Consider the following 20,923-nt stretch of genomic DNA (forward strand, 5'->3'; position numbering starts at 1 on the left):
TGATGTCTCTGTGACGCTCTCTGTCTCAGGGCCTGACACGCCCGGCTCGATTACAGCCGCATGGGCATGACCACGTACAGGCAACGGTTGTCGTTCTGTGCCTCCAGTAGGGCACTGCTGTTGGGGTTGGCCAGGGTAATCTTGACCTGGTCTTCGTCCAGCGCATTCAGGACGTCGACCAGATAGCCTACATTAAAACCAATCTGCAGGGATTCGCCCTGATACTCCACCGGCAGCGCGTCTTCGGCCTGTTCTTGATCCGGGTTGTTGGCAAACACCTGAAGCTGGTTGGGCGCCAGGTTCAGACGCACACCGCGGATGTTTTCGTGGGACAAAATGCCCGCCCGCTGCAGGGTATTTTTCAATGTCGCCCGGTCTGCCAGTACCACCTTGTCACCGCCGCGCGGGATCACCCGGTTGTAGTCCGGGAACTTGCCCTCGATCAGTTTCGAGGTAAAGGTGTAGGCGCCGATGGTGGCCCGCAGATGGTTGTCGCCAATCACCAAGGTCACCGGTGTTTCCACATCGTCCACCAGCCGTGCCAGTTCCAGCACCCCCTTGCGGGGAACAATAACCTGGCGCAGATCGGGACAGCCTGTGGACAGTTCCAGGTGAGCCATCGCCAGACGGTGGCCGTCGGTGGCGACCGTGCGAACGTGGGAGGCGTCTACTTCCAGCAACAGGCCATTGAGATAGTAACGCACATCCTGCTGCGCCATCGCGAACGCGGTCGCATCCAGCATCCGTCCCAGTTCCTTTTGCGGCAACTCGAGCCGGAAACTCTCGTCCTCGTCTTCCACGTTGGGGAAATGCTCCGCCGGCAGGGTGGAGAGGGTAAAGTGGCTGGCACCGCAGTGCAGGTGCAGGCGATCACCCTCCAGCGACAGTTCGATCGGCGACTCGTCGCCCAGGGCGCGGCAGATATCCGCCAACTTGCGGGCAGGTACGGTAATCCGACCCGGCTGGTCGACGTGTACCGGGGTGACCCGGCCGACCAGTTCCACTTCCATATTGGTGCCGGTCAGGGTGAGGGTATTGCCCTCGGCGTCCAACAGCACGTTGGACAACACCGGCATGGTCTGTTTCCGTTCCACCACCCCGGCGATGGATTGCAACGGGGTGAGCAGGGACTCGCGGCTGATTGTCAGTCTCATGGCTGGCACTCGGTCTACTGGTTCGATGGGTCTGTGAATAATCGTTCTGTTTACGGCTTGCCTGGCGTCGGCCGGTCCCGGCGCCGGTCCCTCAGGTGGTCAGCAGCCGCATGAAGTTCTGGTAGTCTTCGCGGATATTGGGATCAGATTCCTGCAATTCCACGATTTTCTTACAGGCGTGCAGAACCGTGGTGTGGTCCCGTCCGCCAAACGCCTCGCCAATTTCCGGCAGGCTGTGATTGGTCAGTTCCTTGGCCAGCGACATCGCCACCTGACGGGGACGCGTCACGGTGCGGGTGCGCCGCTTCGACAGCAAGTCTGCCACCTTGATCTTGTAATACTCCGCTACGGTGCGCTGGATATTGTCGATGCTGACCTGCTTTTCATGCAGCGCCAACAGATCCTTCAGGCTCTCGCGGATGAATGGCGGCGTGATTTCCGAACCGGTAAAGTGGGCGTTGGCAATCACCAGTCGCAGTGCACCTTCCAGCTCCCGCACGTTGGAGCGGATTTTCTGGGCAATAAAGAAGGCCGCTTCGCTGCTCAGACGAACATTGGCCTGTTCCGCCTTCTTCATCAGGATCGCCACCCGGGTTTCCAGTTCCGGCGGTTCCACCATTACCGTCAGGCCCCAGCCAAACCGGGACTTGAGCCGCTCTTCCATATCGACGATTTCCTTGGGAAAGCGGTCGCAGGTCACAATCACCTGCTGGCCGCCTTCGAGCAAGGCGTTGAAGGTATGGAAAAACTCTTCCTGGGACCGCTCCTTACGGGCAAAGAACTGGATGTCATCAATCAGCAGCGCGTCTACCGAGCGATAATAGCGTTTAAACTCATTGATCGCATTGAGCTGCAGCGCCTTGACCATATCCGCCACGAACCGCTCCGAGCGCAGGTACGCCACCTTGGCGCCCGGATTACGGCGAACAATCTCGTTGCCGATGGCGTGCATCAAGTGGGTCTTACCCAAGCCCACGCCGCCATAGAGGAACAGCGGGTTATAGGCACCACCGGGGTTCTCTGCCACCTGCATCGAGGCCGCCCGTGCCAGTTGGTTGGACTTACCTTCGACAAAGGTTTCGAAAGTAAAGCCTTCATTAAGGAAGCTCTGATGCTTGATGTCCCCTTCCACCTGCACCGGCCGCCGTTCGCTGTCATTCCTGGTTCGGGCAGCGGTGGTCTGGGCCAAAGACTGGGTCTTCGGCTCCACCACCGTGGCAGCCACACCGGCTTCCTCTTCGGTGACACTGCCGGCTTCCTCATCACTGACTGGCGTCGGCGTCTGCACCGCCGCCGGCTGGGATCGCGCCACCGGCTCACTGGCCTTGGGCGCCGAGCCCACTTTCATATGAACCCGCGGGGCCTGACCACCCTCCAGATCCTTGAGTACTTCCTCTATACGGCGAAGGTACTTTTCATTCACCCAGTCCATCACGAACCGGTTTGGGGCAAACAGCATCAGCTGCCCGTCGCGCTGATCCGACTGCAGCGGTCTCAGCCAGGTATTGAACTGCTGCGCGGGAAACTCATCCCGGAGTACTTCTAGACATTGATGCCAAATGGTCTGCGGCACGTCGCCCGCCTCCGATGCTTATAAACGCCAGCCAGAGCGCTTCTGGTCACCGCCAGAAACGTCGTCGTGGAAAAGGTAATCCCGGATTCTACCCTGCCAAACACCGCCAGGAAAAGGGCACCAGGGCGGTCATTCACAGCCTGTGGAAATCTATAATGATGTTTTTCAGCTTGTTGCAGACTTACCGACAGCGTTGTGTACAGATAATCCGCTACAGAAAAGTTATTCACAGGACCCTGTTGGCACCCGGGGTCAAACCCTGTGTCCAGACGTTGGACCCACCATGGCATAACTCATCCAATTCCCCTAGTCGCGACTTTTCCCCAATCCCCTCGTCGGTTACCCACAGCCCTCAGAGGCACTAGTCAACCCGGTTGTCATCGTTGCAGTTTTTTGATTTAAATCGCGTTTTTACAGGTATCCACAGAATACCTGGTGCCCTATAACAGTAATAAATATCTTTAAAGAGAATAAAAAAAGACCTATTGGTTTAATTAACTGATCCTGTCACCAACCATCGATCCCATCCCCACTGACCCGAAATTGCTGCGAACAATGTCCTGCCCTGAGCAAGCATTTCCTCACACCACACAGCGTGTCGCTTCTGGTGACATATTAGAAAATGACGGGGCCATCCGATCACTGACCTCCACCGCCATTGTTGCAGCAAAGGTCCGGTCCATTGCCAATCAGGCTGACCACGGTTCCTGGCCTTGATCAAAACTTCGGCAATCCGTAACTTTCACCGCACCATCAGGCCATTGAATTAGGCTTGCACTTGCCCTAGAATGCCGCTCCTGTTTTGGCTGTTCATTTTGCAGCCAGCAACTGAACATCCAACTTCTGTAACGTGAGAGCATTCCCATGAAAAGAACGTTTCAACCGAGCGTCCTGAAGCGTAAGCGTGTTCACGGTTTCCGTGCCCGCATGGCTACTGCCAACGGCCGCAAGATTCTGGCTCGTCGCCGTGCCAAGGGTCGCGCTCGTCTGTCCGCCTGATCGGACAGTCTGCAGCTGCGATGAATTCCCTGTCGTTTCCCAAGAACGCCCGTTTACTGCGTCCGGGGGACTACGGCAGGGTATTCGATAACGTCCAGATCAAGGTTCCGCACCGCCATTTTCTGGTTCTGGCATCGGCCAATGAGCTTGGTCGACCCCGTCTTGGGCTGATTTTCGCCAAGAAGAACCTGAAACACGCGGTCCAGCGAAACCGGGTCAAGCGACTGGTGCGCGAAAGCTTTCGTCAGCACCCTGACCTGCCTGCCGTTGACATCATCGTGTTGGGCCGACAGGGCCTGGCCGGCATTGAAAACGCCAAACTGCACGCCATACTGGACGAACTCTGGCAACGGTTACGGCGCAAAAGCTTGGCCAGCAACCAGCCAGCACCACCGGTCAATGCCCAAACCCGCAATTCCGGGACGGCTTAGGGAACGGGTCCATGCGCAAACTGCTGCTCCTGCCCATTCGTTGCTACCAGTACGCAATCAGTCCCATGATGGCGAGTCATTGCCGTCACTATCCGACCTGTTCCAACTACGCCATCGAAGCCATCGAACGCCATGGTGCGGTTCGCGGCTCATATCTGGCGGGTCGACGATTACTGCGTTGTCACCCCTGGTCACCCGGCGGCTACGACCCGGTACCACCGTCAACGCCCACACCGCCCTCTCCGGAAGGCAGTTCCATCCGCTCTGCTAACGCCAACCAGACGACACAGTAGGTTTATGGACATCAAACGCATTGCTCTTTACGCCGGCCTGGCGATTGTCAGTTACCTGATGGTACTGGCCTGGAATGAGGACTATCACCAGCCCCCAACGGCCCAGGTAACCAGTGAGTCCAGCGCGCCAACCCTGGCTTCTGCCGACGGCAGCGGACCTGTAGCGACAGGCGATACAGCGGATGAGGAATTCACCACACCGGAAAGTACCACCACCGGTCTGGCGAACGACGCCAATGCCAACCAGGTGTCAGATCAGCTGATTACCGTCACCACCGACGTTATGACACTGGCCATTGACCGGGTGGGCGGTAATCTGGTGGAAGCCGAACTGCTCCACTATGAAGACGATCTTAATAGCGGCAACCCACTGAAACTATTGCAAAATAATGATCAGCGAAGGTACATGCTGGAAAGCGGTCTGATTGGTCGAAATGGCTTTGACAGCCGACGCAATGGCGAGACGCCGATGTACGCCAGTGAGCTGAGCCACTACCAGCTCGGAGACGGTCAGGACCAGCTGAGCGTCGACTTGGTGTTCACTGCAGACAGCGGAGTGGAAGTCACCAAGCGTTACACGCTGGCTCGCAACAGCTATCAGATTGATGTTCGCTATCTGGTCAACAACCAGTCCGACGCCACCTGGCAGGGCAACTTCTCGGGCAAGATCGTCCGTGATCGCAGCCCTGATCCCACCGCCCAGAACAGCATGGGCATCCGGGCCTTCCTGGGCATGGTGATGAGTTCTTCCGAGGACCCGTACGACAAGCACGATTTTGACGATCTGCGGGAAAATCCCATCAACCAGACCGTCCACAATGGCTGGCTGGCGTTCCTGCAACACTATTTCCTCACCGCCTGGGTACCGACCCAGGAACAGGCCAATCAGTTCCAGACCACCATGCGCGGTGACCTGGTGGTGATGGGCTTTGTCAGTCCGGCCACCGTGGTTGAGCCCGGGGACAGTGCCGAGATCGGCGCTACCGCCTACGTTGGTCCGAAGATCATTGATCGCCTGGAACAGGTAGCACCGAACCTGGATCGCACTGTTGATTTCGGCTTCCTGTTCTTCATCGCACTGCCGCTGTTCTACATCCTGGAATGGTTCCACAGCCTGGTCGGCAACTGGGGTATGGCCATCATTCTGCTGACGGTGCTGGTCAAGGGGGTATTCTTCAAACTCTCCGCCACCAGTTACCGTTCGATGGCACGGATGCGGGCGGTAGCGCCACAACTGACCCGTTTGCGGGAACTGTACGGCGAAGACCGCCAGCGCATGTCCCAGGAAATGATGGCGCTGTACAAGAAAGAGAAGATCAATCCACTGGGCGGCTGTCTGCCGATCCTGGTGCAGATGCCGGTCTTCATTGCGCTGTACTGGGTCCTGTTCGAGAGTGTTCAGCTGCGGCATGCGCCGTTCATGCTGTGGATACACGATCTGTCGGTGATGGACCCCTACTTCATCCTGCCGATCCTGATGGGCGCCAGCATGTTCCTGCAGATGAGTCTCAACCCGTCGCCGCCGGACCCGATGCAGGCCAAGATCATGAAACTGATGCCACTGGTCTTCACCATCTTCTTCCTGTGGTTCCCGGCAGGTCTGGTGCTGTACTGGCTGGTGAACAACGTGCTGTCGATCAGCCAGCAGTGGTACATTACCCGCAAGATCGAAGCCGAATCCGCGGGCAAGAAACACTGACGGCAGCCTTCATCGCCGTTAGTTATCCACAGGGGCCCCTTTTCAGGGGCCTTTGTGCGTTCTGTCCACAGCCAGGAGCTGTCGATGACCACCGACACCATTGCCGCTATTGCCACTGCTCCGGGTCAGGCCGGCGTGGGCATCGTCCGGGTTTCCGGGCCAGCGGCCAAAACCATTGCCACCCGCCTGCTGGGTTTTGAACCCCGGCCCCGCTTCGCCCACTACGGCCCGTTCTGCCAGGCCAACGGGGCGGTGATCGATGAGGGCATCGGGCTGTTTTTCCCCAACCCGAACTCTTTCACCGGCGAGGATGTGTTTGAACTCCAGGGCCACGGGGGTACCGTCATCCTCGACCTGCTGTTGCGGGAAGTGTGCAGCCTCGGGGCCCGTCTGGCCCGCCCCGGAGAGTTTTCCGAACGCGCCTTTCTCAACGACAAGCTCGATCTGACCCAGGCGGAGGCCATCGCCGATCTGATTGAGAGCAGCTCCGAGCAGGCGGCCCGCTGCGCCGTGCGTTCGTTACAGGGGGAGTTTTCCCGCCGCATCGACACCCTGGTGGAGGCGCTCACCCACTTACGCATTTACGTCGAGGCCGCCATCGATTTTCCCGAGGAGGAGATCGACTTTCTTGCCGATGGCAAGGTGGCCACCGATCTGGCCGCCATCATGGCGGATCTGGACACCATCCTGGCGGAGGCCCAGCAGGGCAGCATCCTCCGGGACGGCATGAAGGTGGTGATCGCCGGCCGCCCCAACGCCGGCAAATCCAGCCTGCTCAATGCCCTGGCTGGGCGGGAAGCGGCCATCGTGACCGCCATTGAAGGCACCACCCGGGACGTGCTCCGGGAACATATCCACATCGATGGCATGCCCCTGCACATCATCGACACCGCCGGCCTGCGGGACAGTCCGGACGAAGTGGAACGGATCGGCATCGCCCGCGCCTGGGACGAAATTCGCCAGGCCGATCGCATCCTGCTGATGGTGGACGCCACCACCACGGCCGACACCGAGCCCCACGCCATCTGGCCTGACTTTATCGACCTGCTGCCGGCGTCGGCGCCGGTCACGGTGATCCGCAACAAGGTGGACCTGTCCGGTGAAGCGGTGGGCTTGGTGGAAAACGCCAGTGCACCGGTGATTCGGCTGGCGGCCAAATCCGCCAGTGGCCTGGAGGTGCTGCGGGATCACCTCAAGCAGTGCATGGGCTTTGCCACCACCACCGAGGGTGGCTTCCTGGCCCGGCGGCGCCATCTCGATGCCCTGGATCGTGCCCGACAGTCCCTGCTGGAAGGCCAGCAACAGCTTGATGGCTACGGTGCCGGCGAGCTACTGGCAGAAGACCTGCGTGCCGCCCAGGATGCCCTGGGGGAAATTACCGGCACCCTGACCCCGGACGATCTGCTCGGAAAGATTTTTTCCAGTTTCTGTATCGGCAAGTAGTTGCCTGCAACCACAGGGCACGCCGACCCATTGCCAAGGAGAGTACGCACAGATGAACCCTAGCCGCGATGTTGCTAACAGCTTTTCCACAGGTTTACTCGGACTGGTGCTGCTGGTCCTGGTGTCCGGGTGCTCCAGCCTGTACTACGACACCATGGAGAAATTCGGGATTGAGAAGCGGGAGATCCTGGTGGACCGGGTGGAGGAAGCGCGGGAAAGCCAGGATGAGGCCCGTACCACCTTCCGTTCCTCGCTGGCGCGGTTCCAGCACGTGGTGGAGACCCCGGACACCGACCTCAAGGCCCGGTACGAGGAGCTGCGGGATGCCTTCGAGGACAGCCAGAGCGTGGCGGAAGACGTCCGCTCCCGCATTGACTCGGTCGAAGACGTGTCTGAAGCCCTGTTTGAGGAGTGGCAGGAGGAACTGGGTCGTTACCAGAACGCCAACCTGCGGCGGGCCAGCGAGCAGCAGCTGCGGGACACCCGCCGCCAGTACGCCACGCTGATCCGCCGCATGCACCAGGCTGAGGCACGGATGGCGCCGGTACTGGAGGCGTTTGAGGACCAGGTGCTGTTCCTCAAGCACAACCTCAATGCCCAGGCCATCGGCGCGCTGGAAAGCGAACTGGGGCGCATCCGCGCCGATGTCGATCAGTTGATCCGCGACATGGAACAGGCCATGGCCGAATCCGACGACTTCGTCCGCAGCCTGCGCCAGCCCTGAGTAGCGGGTGAAAAAACCAATGGCTGCAATTACCTATGGCGCAAAAGGGGGCATTCGGTGGCGGATTACAAATTGATACAGTGAAGTGCGAAACCTTTTCATCGGACTCAAGTACACTCCGACACCCTGATCGATTTTCGACCAGTCAGACCGGCTGACACGTCTTTCACCATGGAGGTACCAATGCGACTGATTGCTGCTCTGCTGCTGGCCCTGCCAGCGTTCCTGATGTCCTCAACCGGACATGCCAGTGACCGGCTCTATCTCTACACCGAAAACTTTCCCCCCTACAACATGAGTGCCACTGGCCGAGCTTACGAGCACAACGGCAGCGGCGTGGACGGCCTTTGCACGGAAATCGTCAAGGCAATGCTCGCCGAAACCCAGCTGGATTACGTGATCAAGCTGCGGAACTGGGATTATGGCTACAGCCGGGCGATGGAGAAGACGAACCACGGTATTTTCTGCACCCACTACACCGAGGAACGGGCACCGCTGTTCAAATGGGTGGGGCCGCTGGCGACCAACCAGCGCACGCTGTTTGCCGCCTCCGGCAGTGATATCCGGGTTAACCGCCTGTCTGACGCCCGTGGCCTGACCATCGGTGGCTATCGCAATGACGTCATGGCGCAGTACCTCAAGGACCAGGGGCTGTCCGTGTCGGAGCTGGACAGCGATGATCTGAACCCGAAGCGGCTGGAGCTGGGCCAGATCGATCTGTGGATTGCTGACCGTCTGGCCGGCCCCTACATCGCCTCCCAGCAGAACGTTGAGGGCCTGAAGCCGGTATATGCCTTCGAGGAAGGGGAGATTTTCCTGGCCCTGAACCCCCAGACACCGGACGCTGTGGTACAGACGCTGGAAGCGGCGCTGGAGCGTATTCGCCAGTCCGGCATTTACCAAGCGATTCAGGACAAGTACTGAGCAGCCGGCAGCGACGATCCTTAATACTTAAGTGATTCGTAATTGCAATTGTTACAAAAAGACACGGTTAGAATGACGGCCTAATCCGACAACGTAGCTACAGTGTACGTGTCCCGGCTCGTGATGGGGAAAGCCCCGGAGGCAGTACGAGCGGTTAGATCCCGATCATTGTTGAGGAACCGTCGATGCGTCTGCTCGCAGTACCGATGCTGCTGGCCATGCTGATGGGCACTGGGGTGCCCGCCATGGCCAGCGAAAAGCTCTATTTCTATACCGAGAATTACCCGCCCTACAACATGAGCGCCACCGGGCGCGCCTTCGAACACAGTGCCGATCAGATTGACGGTCTGTGTACCGATCTGGTGGAGGCCATGATGGCCAACACCAGCCTGGACTTTGTCATCAAGCTGAGGAACTGGGATTACGGTTACCAGCGGGCCCTGAACAAACCCAACCATGGGGTATTCTGCACCGCCTACAACGACGAACGGGCAGGGCAGTTCAAGTGGGTTGGGCCATTGACCACCATTGCCTGGACGGTCTTCGGCAAGGCCGGCACCGACATTACCCTAAACAGTCTGGATGACGCCAAGGGTTACAGTTTCGGTGGCTATCGCAACGACATCATGACCGATTTCCTCAAGGAGCGGGGATTCGAGATGTCCGAGCTGGACAGCAACGACCTCAACCCGCGGCGCCTGGCCCTGGGGCAGATCGACCTGTGGCTGGTGGATCGTCTGACCGGCTACTATCTGGCCTCCCAGCAGGACGTCGAAGACATCGAAGAGCTGTACTCGTTCAACGAGACCGAGCTCTACCTGGCACTGAATCCGGACACCCCGGATGAGGTGGTACAGACCCTGGAGATGGCCCTGGAGCAGGTTCACCAGTCCGGCATGTTCTCTGCCATCAGCGACCGCTACGGCCTTTAGTAACCCCCTTCGGGATACCAGCCGCAGCGGCACTGATAGACCGGGTTCCTAGCCCAGAAACGCCATATGCTCGGCGTCCAGCTGCATCAGGTTTTTGGTGGGGCTGAGCATGCTGGTGGCGTGGCTCTGGGCCCGTGGCAGCAGTCGCTCGTAATAAAATTCGGCGGTGGCCAGCTTGGCGCGGTAGAACTCCGCCGCGTCGGCGCCGCCGTTCTCCAGTTTGTCTGCCGCTACCGCCGCCTGACGGGCCCACAGGTAGGCCATGGTGACGTAGCCGCTGTACATCAGGAAGTCGTGGGCCGCAGCGCTGACTACGTCGCGGTCCTTGCGGGCCGCCAGCATCAGCCGCACAGTCAACACGTTCCACTGCGCCGTCAGTTTCAGCAGTTCCACTGCGAACGGCCGTAACCGCTTGTCGGTCAATTGCTTGCGGGCGAAGTTGGCGATCTTCAGGGTGAATTCCCGCACCGCACCGCCCTGGGTCATCATCAGTACCTTGCGGCCCAGCAGGTCGAGGGCCTGGATGCCGGTGGTGCCTTCGTACAGGGTGGCGATCTTGGTGTCACGGATGATCTGCTCCATGCCATGCTCGCGGATGTAGCCGTGGCCACCGAAGACCTGCACGCCCTGGTTGGCGGCCTCGTAGCCGAGCTCGGTGAGGAAGCCCTTGAGGATCGGCGTCAGGAAGCCGAGTTTGTCGTCGTAGGCCTCGGCCTTCTTGCTGTCGCCCTGTTCATGGCCTTCCACCATGTGGTCGGCAAGCCGCGCGGCGTAATACAGCATGGCGCGACCGCCTTCGGCGATGGCCTTCTGGGTCAGCAGCATACGCCGTACGTCGGCGTGATGGATCAGGCTGTCGGCGACCTGATCCGGCTCCTTCTTGCCGGACAGCGCCCGCATGGAGCGGCGATCCCTGGCGTAGTCCAGCGCCCATTGGTAGGACAGTTCCGCCGGCCCCACGCCCTGGATGGCAGTGCCGATGCGGGCGGTGTTCATAAACGTGAACATGCATTCCAGGCCCTGGTTCTCCGGGCCGATCAGGTAGCCGGTGGCGTCGTCGAAGTTCATCACGCAGGTGGCTGAGGCCTTGATGCCCATTTTCTTTTCCAGACTGCCACAGGTGACGCCGTTGCGCTGGCCGACATCGCCGTTATCATCCGGCAGGAACTTGGGCACGATGAACAGGGAAATGCCGCGGGTGCCCTTGGGCGCGTCCGGCAGACGGGCCAGCACCACATGGACGATGTTGTCGGTGAGGTCGTGCTCGCCGGAGGAAATGAAGATCTTGGTGCCGGTGACCCGGTAGCTGCCATCGGCCTGGGGCTCGGCCTTGGTCTTGACCTGGCCCAGGTCGGTGCCACATTGGGGTTCGGTCAGGCACATGGTGCCGCCCCAGCGGCCCTCGGTCAGTGGCGGCAGATAGGTCTGTTTCTGTTCGTCACTGCCGTGGAGGAAGATGGTGTTCATGGCGCCAATGGACAGGCCCGGGTACATCGAGAAGGACCAGTTGGCGGTGCCCATCATTTCCTGCTTGAACAGCCCCAGGGAAGCCGGCAGGCCCTGGCCACCGAACTCCTCGGGCGCCGACAGGCCCTGCCAGCCACCAGCGACGTACTGGGCGTAGGCCTCCTTGAAGCCTTTGGGGGTGGTGACCTCGCCGTTTTCCAGTTTGCAGCCTTCCTCGTCGCCGCTCTGGTACAGCGGGCTCAGCACGTCCTCACAGAAACGGCCGCACTCGCTGAGAATGGCGTCAACAATGTCCGGCGTGGCGTTCTCGCCGCTGGCCAGGGAGGCGTAGTGGCGGGGGTAGTCAAAGACCTCGTTGAGCAGGAATTTCATGTCCCGCAGGGGAGCCTTGTAGGTCGGCATACCGGTACCTCTGTGATGCGATTGTCAGGGGAAAGGCCCAGGCCGGGCCGTGTCTGTTTTTTGTTGTACGGCATTCAAACGAGCGTTCCATTGACGAAAACCGCCTACCCCCCTGTCAGCAAGGACAATTGGCCGAAATGACGAAAGCCCGCTTCTGACGACCCGTTGCGGTCGGTCCAATCCGCCCCGGGGGCCGTAAAGCCCTGTGGATAACTTAAGCGGAGGTAAAGAACATGCAAAGATGGTCCTGGAAGTATGGCGCCGGCGTCCGGCTGTGGGTATGTTGGCTGGCAGTCGCACTGGCCGGCTGTGCCGGACCGTCGCTGGACGACTACCAGGGGCGGACGCCGGAGCTGGAGCCGACCCGCTTTTTCGAGGGTGAACTTTCCGCGCGCGGGGTGGTCAAGGACTTCTCCGGCGAAGTGATCCGCACCTTTGATGCCGACATCGTTGCCCGCTGGGACGACCGCGGGGTGGGGACCCTGGATGAGGTGTTCCGCTTTGACGACGGCGAACGCCAGACCCGCATCTGGACCCTGACGCCCAACGCCGACGGCTACCTGGCCGAGGCCGGTGATGTGGTGTCTCCGGGCCAGATGCGCTGGACAGGCAACAGCCTGCATATGAATTACGTGCTGCGGGTGGCCACCGATGATGGCGCCATCGACGTGCACATGGACGACTGGATGCACCTGGTGACCCCCGATACGTTGATCAACCAGACCACCATGACCAAGTGGGGCGTGGAGGTTGGCGAGGTGGTGCTGGTGATCCAGAAACGATGATCACGAAAGGTGAGACGGGAGTATGCTGAAACAAGGGATGATCGCCCTGGCCATCCTGCTGATGGCGGTGGCGGCGGGGGCTGGCTACCAGATGCTGGCGGAACAACAGACCGCCGGCGAACAGGAGCAACGGCCGCCCCGCATCGTCAACACCGCCCAGCCCAGGCTGCAGCAGGTTCAGGACGCGCTGTCGGCGGTGGGCACCCTGAAGTCCCGGGAAGCGGTGTCGCTGACGGCCGAAGTCAGCGGCCGGGTGGTGGCGATGGAGTTCGAGTCCGGTGGTCGGGTACGGCAGGGCCAGCGTCTGGTGCAGCTGGACGATCGCCAGGCCCGCGCCGATCTGGAGGTGGCCGAGGCCCAGCTGGCTGAGGCCCAGCGCCAGTTTGACCGCGCCCGCCGGCTGGTCACCAACAACAGCATTTCCCAGTCCCGTCTCGACGAGCTGCGCACCGCTCTGGATGTGGCCAGAGCCCAGCGTGTGGCGGCCCAGACCCGCCTTGACAACCATCGCATCGAAGCGCCGTTCAGCGGCGTGGTGGGGCTCACTGACCTCAGCCTGGGCAGCTACCTCAGCGTGGGCGATGTCATCGCCACCCTGGACGACACCAGCCGGATGGAGCTCGGCTTCTCGGTCCCCGAGCGCTTCCTGGGCCAGCTCCATCGTGGCCAGCGTGTGGAAGGCACCACCCCGGCCTACAGTGGCGAGCGTTTTGCCGGCACCCTGATCGAGCTGGGCTCGCGGGTCAGCGAACTGAGCCGGACCCTGCCGGTGCGGGCGCAGGTGGACAATCCGGACGGTCGCCTGCGGCCGGGCCAGTTCATGTCGGTGCGGTTGACCCTGGCGGAGCGCGAGGCGCTGGTGATTCCCGAGCAGGCGATGCTGATTCGTGGTGGCGCCAGCTACGTGTTCACCGTGGTGGACGGACAGGCCCGGCGCACCACGGTGACGGTAGGGCAGCGCCAGCCCGGCTGGGTGGAGATCCTCGAGGGTCTGGCACTGGATGATCAGGTGGTGATCACCGGCCAGGACCGCCTCAGCAGCGGAGACCCGGTCAAGGTGGTGGACGACGACAGTGCTATTCCTCCCAGCCACCTGGCCAGGGCGCCGGGAGCGGCGTCGTGATCCTGTCGGATGTCTCTATCAAGCGGCCGGTGTTCGCCACCGTGCTCAGCCTGCTGGTGCTGGTGTTCGGCCTGGCAGCCTTGCTGGGTCTGCCGGTGCGGGAGTACCCGGACATTGATCCACCCTACGTCTCCATCTCCACCGATTACACCGGCGCCGCCGCCGAGGTGGTGGACACCCAGATTACCCAGGTAATCGAGGGCGCGGTGAGCGGGATCGAAGGCATCCGCTCGGTGACCTCCAGTACCGAGCAGGCGGAATCCCGCACCTCCATTGAATTCAACAGCGATGTCGATGTCGACGTTGCCGCCAACGACGTCCGCGATGCGGTGTCGCGGGTGGCCAACCAGCTGCCGGATGAGGCGGACGCCCCGGTGGTCAGCAAGGCCGACTCCGATGCCAACCCGATGATGTGGGTCACCCTGCGCAGTGATGTCTGGAGTCGCGCTGAGCTCAGTGACTACGCCGACCGCGTACTGGTGGACCGGCTGTCGGTGCTGGAGGGCGTTGCCCGGGTGCGGATCGGTGGTGAGCGCCGTTACGCCATCCGGGTGTGGCTGGACCAGCAGCGGCTGGCGGCCCGGGACATCACCGTGGCAGAAGTGGAGCGGGCGCTGCGGGCCAACAACGCCGAGTTCCCCGCCGGCTCACTGGAATCGGAAACCCGGGACTTCACTGTGCGGGCAGAAGGCCGGTTGTCGTCGGTGGAGGCCTTCCGTGAGCTGGTGATCCGCCGTGACGGCAACAACCTGCTGCGGCTGGGGGAAGTGGCCCGGGTGGAAATGGGCGTGGAGTCTGATGTCGGACGGCTGCGGGCCAACGGCAAGAATGCGGTTGGCCTGGGTATTATCCGGCAGTCCAAGGCCAACACCGTGGCGGTGTCGGACCGGGTCCAGGCTGAACTGGACAACATCCGCCAAACCCTGCCGCCGGAAGTGTCGATAGCCGAAAGCTACGACGAATCGCTGTTTATCCGTGCCTCGATCCGCGAGGTGATCACCACCCTGGCCATTGCGGTGGCGCTGGTGATCCTGGTGATTTTCGTGTTCCTGCGGTCCTGGCGGGCGACCCTGATCCCCGCCGTTACCATCCCGGTGGCGGTGATTGGCGCGTTTATCGGCCTTGGGGCGCTGGGCTTCTCGGTCAACGTCCTGACCCTGCTGGCGGTGATCCTGGCCATCGGCCTGGTGGTGGACGACGCCATTGTGATGCTGGAGAACATCCAGCGCCGCATTGATGATGGCGAGCCGCCGTTGCTGGCTGCCTTCCGCGGTGCCAAGCAGGTGGCGTTTGCGGTGATTGCCACCACCCTGACTCTGGTGGCGGTGTTTGTGCCGATCTCGTTCATGCAGGGCAACGTCGGCCGGCTGTTTGCCGAGTTTGGTTTTACCCTGGCAGCGGCGGTGGTGGTATCGAGTCTGGTGGCGCTGACGCTGGCGCCGATGCTGTGTTCCAAGTGGCTGCGGCACAGCCCCCAGCAGGCGGAGGGCCATCGCCTGTGGATGGCCAGCGAGCGGGTGCTGTCGGGGCTGACCCGGGGTTACGAGCGGCTGTTGCGGTTCTCCCTGCGCCAGCCCGGGCTGCTGCTTGGGCTGGGCCTGGCAGGGCTGGTTCTGGCTGCGGTGGTGTTTCCGCAACTGCCCCAGGAACTGGCGCCGACGGAGGACCGCAGTGTGGTGATTGTGCCCGCAAGTGCGCCGCGGGGATCGACGGTGGAATACACCGATCACCACGTCAGCAAGATTGAACGCCAGTTGATGCCCTACCTGGAGCAGGGTATTGCCGACCGGCTGCTGGCGATTGTCGGCTTCCGTGACGAACAGGACCGGGGGCTGATGATTGTTGGCCTGGTGCCGTGGGAAGAACGCACCATGCGCCAGCAGGAGCTGGCCGCCGAGCTGTGGCCAATTCTCGGCAGTGTGCCGGGGGTGCGCTCGGTGGCGATCAATCCCGGTGGGCTGGGGGGCGGCTTCAGCGAGCCCATCGAGCTGGTGATTGGCGGTCCGGACTACGACACCGTGCAGGCCTGGAGCGAGGAGCTGCTGGCGCTGGCGAAGGAAAATCCCAACCTGTACAACCTGGAAACCGACTTCGAGCTGACCCGGCCCGAGCTGGCGGTGACCATTGACCGGGAGCGAGCGGCGGACCTGGACATCACCATCGAGGACGTTGGCCTGACCCTGCAGACCCTGCTGGCTTCCCGCCAGGTTACCACCTTCCTCGACCGGGGCCGGGAGTACGACGTTATTGTCCAGGCCGAAGACGCCGATCGCGCCACCCCGGATGACCTGGGCCAGGTGTTCCTGCGTGCCCGCAGCGGTGGCGAGCTGATTCCGCTGCAGGCGCTGGTGTCGATGGCGGAAGTGGGCGCCAACCCTGACCTGCGGCGGGTCGACCGGCTGCCGGCGGTGGTGATCAGTGGCTCGCTGGCGGAGGGCTACGACCTCGGCACCGCGCTGGACTACCTCAACACCCTGGCCATGGACAACCTGCCACCGGAAGCCCGTATCAGCTACCGCGGCCTGAGCCGGGAACTGGAAGAATCCACGGCGGCCATCTACCTGACCTTTGGACTGGCGTTCGTGATCGTGTTCCTGGTGCTGGCGGCCCAGTTCGAGAGCTGGATTCACCCGCTGATCATCATGCTGGCGGTGCCGCTGGCGGTCACCGGCGCGTTGCTGGCGTTATGGTGGTCGGGGATCAGTCTCAACATCTACAGCCAGATCGGCATCATCATGCTGCTGGGGCTGATGGCGAAGAACGGCATCCTGATGGTCGAGTTCGCCAACCAGCTGCGGGACCGTGGCCACAGCGTCCAGGAGGCGATCCTCCAGGGCAGTATCCTGCGTTTCCGGCCGGTGTTGATGACCACCATTTCCACCGTGTTTGGTGCGGTACCGCTGGTGCTGGCGTCCGGCGCCGGGGCAGAAAGCCGGGCCTCCATCGGTGTGGTGATTCTGGGTGGTCTGGTGTTTGCCACCACTCTGACGCTGTTCATCATCCCGGTGCTGTACAACCTGCTGGCACGGTTCGCCAAGTCCGCCAATGCGGTGGAGCAGGAGCTGGAGCGGCTCACCGCAGGACAGGCCGGCGGTGCCGGTGTCCAGGGAGCCCGTCAGGCGCCGCGACCGGAGGACTTCTAGCGCGCCTTGGATTCAAGCGGGATCAGCAAAAGCGAGCCCCGCCTACAGCGTCGGCGGAAAGCTCAGCTGGCCGTTGAACAGTTCGTCCGGGTGCAGGTCGACGCAGAAAATCATCGCCTGGTCCTCCAGTTGCAGCGTGGTGGACAGGGTAATGGTGCGGGTGGCGTCCGGCAGTGCGACGTAGGGCCGGCAGGCGTTGACCTGCTGGGGCTGCTCGATGGCCAGGCGGACGTATTCACGATGGGCCCAGCAGGCACCGCTGGAGCCATACAGCGGATTGAAGGTACGACGCTGGTGGTCAGGGCTGGCGATGGCCAGGTTGCCCTGCTGCACGCCCTGGCGATCCAGCAGGAAGCAGCGTTTGACGCCAGCGATCGTCAGCAGGCCGCCACAGGCCTGGTCGAAGGCTTCCTGGCGCATGATGCGGTGACAGGCCTCCAGGGTCTCAAAGCGCAGTAACCGCAAGAATCCCTCCTGGGCCAGATGGTCCACCGACGCGAACTGCTGGTTGTTGGCCAACAGGCGCTGGAACCGTTGTTGCAGCGGTGCTGCCTCGTTGTCCGCCAGCGGCGCCGGGCGGCCGAAGTAGAAGCCCTGCAGCAAGTCGGCGTCGGTGGCTAGGGCAATGCGGGCCTGGGCGTCGGTCTCGATGCCTTCCAGCAGTACCAAGCTGCCGCTCTCCCGGATCATTCGTACCAGGCTGTCCAGCAGTTGACGGGCCCGCGGGTGACACTCGGCATTGACCAGTAGGCTGCGGTCCAGTTTGACGATCAGCGGTTCCAGCTGCCACATGCGCTCAAAGTTGGAATCGCCGACACCAAAGTCGTCGATGGCGATCTGGAAGCCCCTGGCCTTGGCCTGGGCAACGAAGTCCAGCAGCGCCTGGCGTTCCGCCACCTCGGTTTCTACCACCTCAAGCACCACTTGGGCCGGCTCGATGCCCAGATGCCGGCAGTGTTCGGTGAGGGTGGTCAGGCAGTTGTCCGGGTGCACGCAGGTGGTGGGGCTGATATTGAGGAACAGCCACACCGGCACCGGCGGCTGCTGATGGGCGAAGCTGTCCAGGTGCAGCTGCAGCAGGTGGCGGTCGAGCTGATCGGTGCAGTCCGCCCGCTGGGCGGCCTCGAACAGTTGCGGCGGCGGCACCGCCTGCTGCTGCCGCTGGACCCGGATCAGCGCCTCATAACCCACCAGACGCTGATGGCTGGGGCTGAAGATGGGCTGGGACACTGGCGTAAGGGCGAACTGATCCAGAAACTCACTGCCTTTGGGGGCAGGGGTCCAGAAGGTGGTGCGGGACCTGAGCGAAATCACACTGCTCATGATGTTGGTTGGCCTCGATGGCAATTGGCAGAACCGTTCCCTGGGGTAGCTGAGTTTTCCACAGACCGTCGATCCGACGCTGTCCGGGACTGCGGGGTTATTCGCAGCAGGATCAGGTTTGCGAAGTTCATGCCAGCTGTGGATAACGGTCATTGATGGCCACGAGAGCAGGTTATCCACAGGTTTTCCCCGGAAGGCGCCCTGTTAAGGTGCGGTCACCACCGTGACTGCGCCAGGATGGCGCGTGCCGGTCAGCCGGGGCTTGCCCCCGGGATCGCTTTGCCGCATCGTTACAGGAATTTTTTCCACAGCCTGGCCGGGACGGCTTGTTACTGGCCGCCCGGGCGGTGGCTGGTGTGCCATCGGCGGTTGCCAACAAGGAGGAGTGTGTTTTCATGGCCGATCACAGTCAGTTCCGGCTGCTTGGAGAGCGACGGTTCCTGCCGTTCTTCCTGACCCAGTTTTCCGGTGCCTTCAACGACAACCTCTACAAGAACGCCCTGCTGTTGCTGGTGACCTACAGCGCCGCCGGCCTAATGGGGCTGTCGGTGGACATCGTGGTCAATCTGGCGGCGTTCCTGTTTATTCTGCCGTTCTTCCTGTTCTCTGCGATTGCCGGCCAGGTGGCGGACAAGTACGAGAAGTCGCTGGTGATTCGCCGGGTCAAGGCGCTGGAGATTGTCATCATGGCGCTGGCAGCGCTGGGGCTGTGGTTTGGCTGGTACGGCGCACTGTTGCTGCTGCTGTTCCTGATGGGCACCCAGTCAACCTTCTTCGGTCCGGTGAAGTACGCCATCCTGCCCCAGGTACTGCGGGACGACGAACTGGTGGGCGGTAACGCGCTGGTGGAAATGGGCACCTTCGTGGCGATCCTGCTGGGTACCCTGGCGGCGGGCCTGATCATGGGTTTTGATGCCCCCGAGCGGGTGGCGGCGGTGGCCGTCCTGATCATGGCGGTGGTCGGTTACCTGGTGGCGCGCCAGGTGCCCGCCACCGAGGCCGGCGCTGCCAACCTGACCATCCGCTACAACCCGCTGAAGGAAACCTGGAAGCTGATGGCGATGGCGCGGGAGAAGCACTCGGTGCTGCTCAGCATCATGGCGATCTCCTGGTTCTGGTTCCTTGGCGCGGCCTATCTGACCCAGTTCCCTAACTTCGCCAAGTCCGAGCTGTTGGGGGACGAGACCGTGGTGACGCTGCTGCTGGCCATCTTCACCATTGGCATCGCCCTGGGCTCGGTACTGTGCGAGCGGCTGTCCGGCCATCGAGTGGAACTGGGCATTGTCCCCATCGGTTCGTTGGGGCTGAGTCTGTTCGGGGCCGATATCTACTTCAACATGCCCACGGCCACCACCACGGTGGATTGGTGGACCGTGATCAGTGACGGTGACTACCGCCGGATTGCCATTGACCTGCTGGGCATCGGGGTATTTGGCGGGCTGTTCATTGTGCCGCTGTACGCCTTCGTCCAGCACGAAACCCCGGCCGACAAACGTGCCCGGATCATCGCCGCGCTCAACGTCTTCAACGCCCTGTTCATGGTGGTGAGTGCGTTGATGGGAATGGTCATGCTGGGGCTGATCGGGTTGTCGATTCCGGAATTCTTCCTGGTGCTGTCGATCATGAACCTGGTGGTGGCGGGGTTCGTTTACCAGCAGGTGCCGGAGTTTGCCCTGCGGTTTGTGATCTGGGTGTTGTCCCACACCTTCTACCGGGTCCGTCACCAGGGTCTGCAACGCATTCCCGAGGACGGGCCGGTACTGCTGGTGTGCAACCATGTTTCCTACATGGATGCCCTGGTAATCGCCGGCGCGGTGCGTCGTCCGGTACGCTTCGTGATGGACTACCGCATCTTCAAGACCCCGGTACTGGGGGCATTCTTCCGCCTGGCCAAGACCATTCCCATCGGCTCCCGCAACCGCGTGCCGGAGATCTACCAGCGTGCCTTTGAGCGCATCGATGAGGAACTGGATGCCGGCAACGTGGTGTGCATCTTCCCGGAAGGCAAGCTGACCAAGGACGGCGAGATCGATACCTTCCGCGGCGGCGTGGAACTGATCCTGGAGCGCCGGCCGGTACCGGTGGTCCCAATGGCCCTGCGGGGATTGTGGGGCAGTTTCTTCAGTCACTGCGGTGGTCCGGCCCTGAAACACTGGCCGCGGCGCTTCTGGTCACGGATCGAGTTGCGGGCCGGGGATGTGGTGGCGCCAGAGGCGGCGTCCGCCGGCCAGTTGCTGCAGCAGGTGACGGAACTGCGGGGGGAAACCCCCTGAGGAAAACCCGCATGGTGTGTGGATAAAAACAGGGATAAAGTCCGGACAAGCCGTGGGTTTCTTTATTTATGGCTTTTGCTTTCAGTAGCTTATGTTGTTTTCGTCGACTTTGCAGGGACCGTATTTCTGTGGATAACTTTATTGAAAATTTTTTTCAACAAGGTCAGGCAAACCGCTGATAAATCTGGCTGTTTTCTGCGCAGATCGATGAAAAACTGAACGCCCGCGCTGGCCT

General features: G+C 61.6%; 16 protein-coding genes. 12 read left to right on the forward strand and 4 right to left on the reverse strand.

Features of this window, described 5'->3' with window-relative positions; translation table 11 throughout:
* Positions 1 to 50: 50 nt before the first annotated feature.
* Together dnaN and dnaA are read right to left on the reverse strand one after the other, a co-directional pair.
* Positions 51 to 1,154: a DNA polymerase III subunit beta gene (gene dnaN / locus J2887_RS20685; protein WP_227173014.1), complete on the reverse strand. Its 1,104-nt coding sequence runs from the start codon at positions 1,152 to 1,154 to the stop codon at positions 51 to 53.
* A 91-nt stretch (positions 1,155 to 1,245) separates the two neighbouring features.
* Positions 1,246 to 2,727 (reverse strand): chromosomal replication initiator protein DnaA, encoded by a 1,482-nt coding sequence (gene dnaA, locus J2887_RS20690; protein ID WP_227173015.1) that lies wholly within the window; start codon positions 2,725 to 2,727, stop codon positions 1,246 to 1,248.
* Positions 2,728 to 3,591: 864 nt separating this feature from the next.
* Here dnaA and rpmH point away from each other — a divergent pair.
* The 8 genes from rpmH (at position 3,592) to J2887_RS20730 (ending at position 10,172) form a co-directional block, all read left to right on the forward strand.
* Entirely contained in the window at positions 3,592 to 3,726 is a 135-nt protein-coding gene (gene rpmH / locus J2887_RS20695) for a 50S ribosomal protein L34 (protein ID WP_227173016.1), read from the forward strand.
* A 20-nt stretch (positions 3,727 to 3,746) separates the two neighbouring features.
* A complete protein-coding gene (gene rnpA / locus J2887_RS20700) occupies positions 3,747 to 4,157 on the forward strand; it encodes a ribonuclease P protein component (protein ID WP_227173017.1) in 411 nt (136 codons plus the stop codon).
* An 11-nt stretch (positions 4,158 to 4,168) separates the two neighbouring features.
* Positions 4,169 to 4,450, forward strand: a complete 282-nt coding sequence (gene yidD, locus J2887_RS20705) for a membrane protein insertion efficiency factor YidD (protein ID WP_227173018.1) — start codon at positions 4,169 to 4,171, stop codon at positions 4,448 to 4,450.
* 4 nt (positions 4,451 to 4,454) lie between these two features.
* Positions 4,455 to 6,149, forward strand: coding sequence for a membrane protein insertase YidC (gene yidC / locus J2887_RS20710; RefSeq protein WP_227173019.1), 1,695 nt, complete (start codon positions 4,455 to 4,457; stop codon positions 6,147 to 6,149).
* Between the two features lie 78 nt (positions 6,150 to 6,227).
* Complete coding sequence (gene mnmE / locus J2887_RS20715; RefSeq protein ID WP_227176185.1) at positions 6,228 to 7,592, forward strand: tRNA uridine-5-carboxymethylaminomethyl(34) synthesis GTPase MnmE; 1,365 nt, start codon at positions 6,228 to 6,230, stop codon at positions 7,590 to 7,592.
* A gap of 52 nt (positions 7,593 to 7,644) precedes the next feature.
* Positions 7,645 to 8,316: a DUF2959 domain-containing protein gene (locus tag J2887_RS20720; protein ID WP_227173020.1), complete on the forward strand. Its 672-nt coding sequence runs from the start codon at positions 7,645 to 7,647 to the stop codon at positions 8,314 to 8,316.
* A 183-nt stretch (positions 8,317 to 8,499) separates the two neighbouring features.
* The gene (locus J2887_RS20725) at positions 8,500 to 9,240 is read left to right on the forward strand and encodes a substrate-binding periplasmic protein (protein WP_227173021.1); all 741 of its coding nucleotides are present in this window, start codon (positions 8,500 to 8,502) and stop codon (positions 9,238 to 9,240) included.
* Between the two features lie 185 nt (positions 9,241 to 9,425).
* Positions 9,426 to 10,172 (forward strand): substrate-binding periplasmic protein, encoded by a 747-nt coding sequence (locus tag J2887_RS20730; RefSeq protein WP_227173022.1) that lies wholly within the window; start codon positions 9,426 to 9,428, stop codon positions 10,170 to 10,172.
* A gap of 48 nt (positions 10,173 to 10,220) precedes the next feature.
* On the opposite strand, the gene J2887_RS20735 is transcribed toward J2887_RS20730, so the two are convergent.
* The gene (locus J2887_RS20735; protein WP_227173023.1) at positions 10,221 to 12,041 is read right to left on the reverse strand and encodes an acyl-CoA dehydrogenase C-terminal domain-containing protein; all 1,821 of its coding nucleotides are present in this window, start codon (positions 12,039 to 12,041) and stop codon (positions 10,221 to 10,223) included.
* A 233-nt stretch (positions 12,042 to 12,274) separates the two neighbouring features.
* On the opposite strand from J2887_RS20735, the gene J2887_RS20740 reads away from it, so the two are divergent.
* The 3 genes from J2887_RS20740 to J2887_RS20750 are packed head-to-tail and all read left to right on the forward strand — an operon-like array spanning position 12,275 to position 17,092.
* A complete protein-coding gene (locus J2887_RS20740; protein ID WP_227173024.1) occupies positions 12,275 to 12,826 on the forward strand; it encodes a DUF3833 family protein in 552 nt (183 codons plus the stop codon).
* A gap of 22 nt (positions 12,827 to 12,848) precedes the next feature.
* On the forward strand, positions 12,849 to 13,949 hold the full coding sequence (locus J2887_RS20745) for an efflux RND transporter periplasmic adaptor subunit (RefSeq protein WP_227173025.1): 1,101 nt from the start codon (positions 12,849 to 12,851) through the stop codon (positions 13,947 to 13,949).
* The gene (locus J2887_RS20750) at positions 13,946 to 17,092 is read left to right on the forward strand and encodes an efflux RND transporter permease subunit (RefSeq protein WP_227173026.1); all 3,147 of its coding nucleotides are present in this window, start codon (positions 13,946 to 13,948) and stop codon (positions 17,090 to 17,092) included. Before J2887_RS20745 ends, J2887_RS20750 begins: the two co-directional genes overlap by 4 nt.
* Before the next feature lie 42 nt (positions 17,093 to 17,134).
* On the opposite strand, the gene J2887_RS20755 is transcribed toward J2887_RS20750, so the two are convergent.
* The gene (locus J2887_RS20755; RefSeq protein ID WP_227173027.1) at positions 17,135 to 18,415 is read right to left on the reverse strand and encodes an EAL domain-containing protein; all 1,281 of its coding nucleotides are present in this window, start codon (positions 18,413 to 18,415) and stop codon (positions 17,135 to 17,137) included.
* A gap of 395 nt (positions 18,416 to 18,810) precedes the next feature.
* Between J2887_RS20755 and J2887_RS20760 the strand changes: the two genes are divergently transcribed.
* Positions 18,811 to 20,688, forward strand: a complete 1,878-nt coding sequence (locus J2887_RS20760) for an MFS transporter (RefSeq protein ID WP_227173028.1) — start codon at positions 18,811 to 18,813, stop codon at positions 20,686 to 20,688.
* Positions 20,689 to 20,923: the final 235 nt, after the last annotated feature.

It is taken from the genome of Marinobacter sp. CA1 (assembly GCF_020546665.1).
GTDB classification, from domain to species: Bacteria; Pseudomonadota; Gammaproteobacteria; order Pseudomonadales; family Oleiphilaceae; genus Marinobacter; species Marinobacter xestospongiae.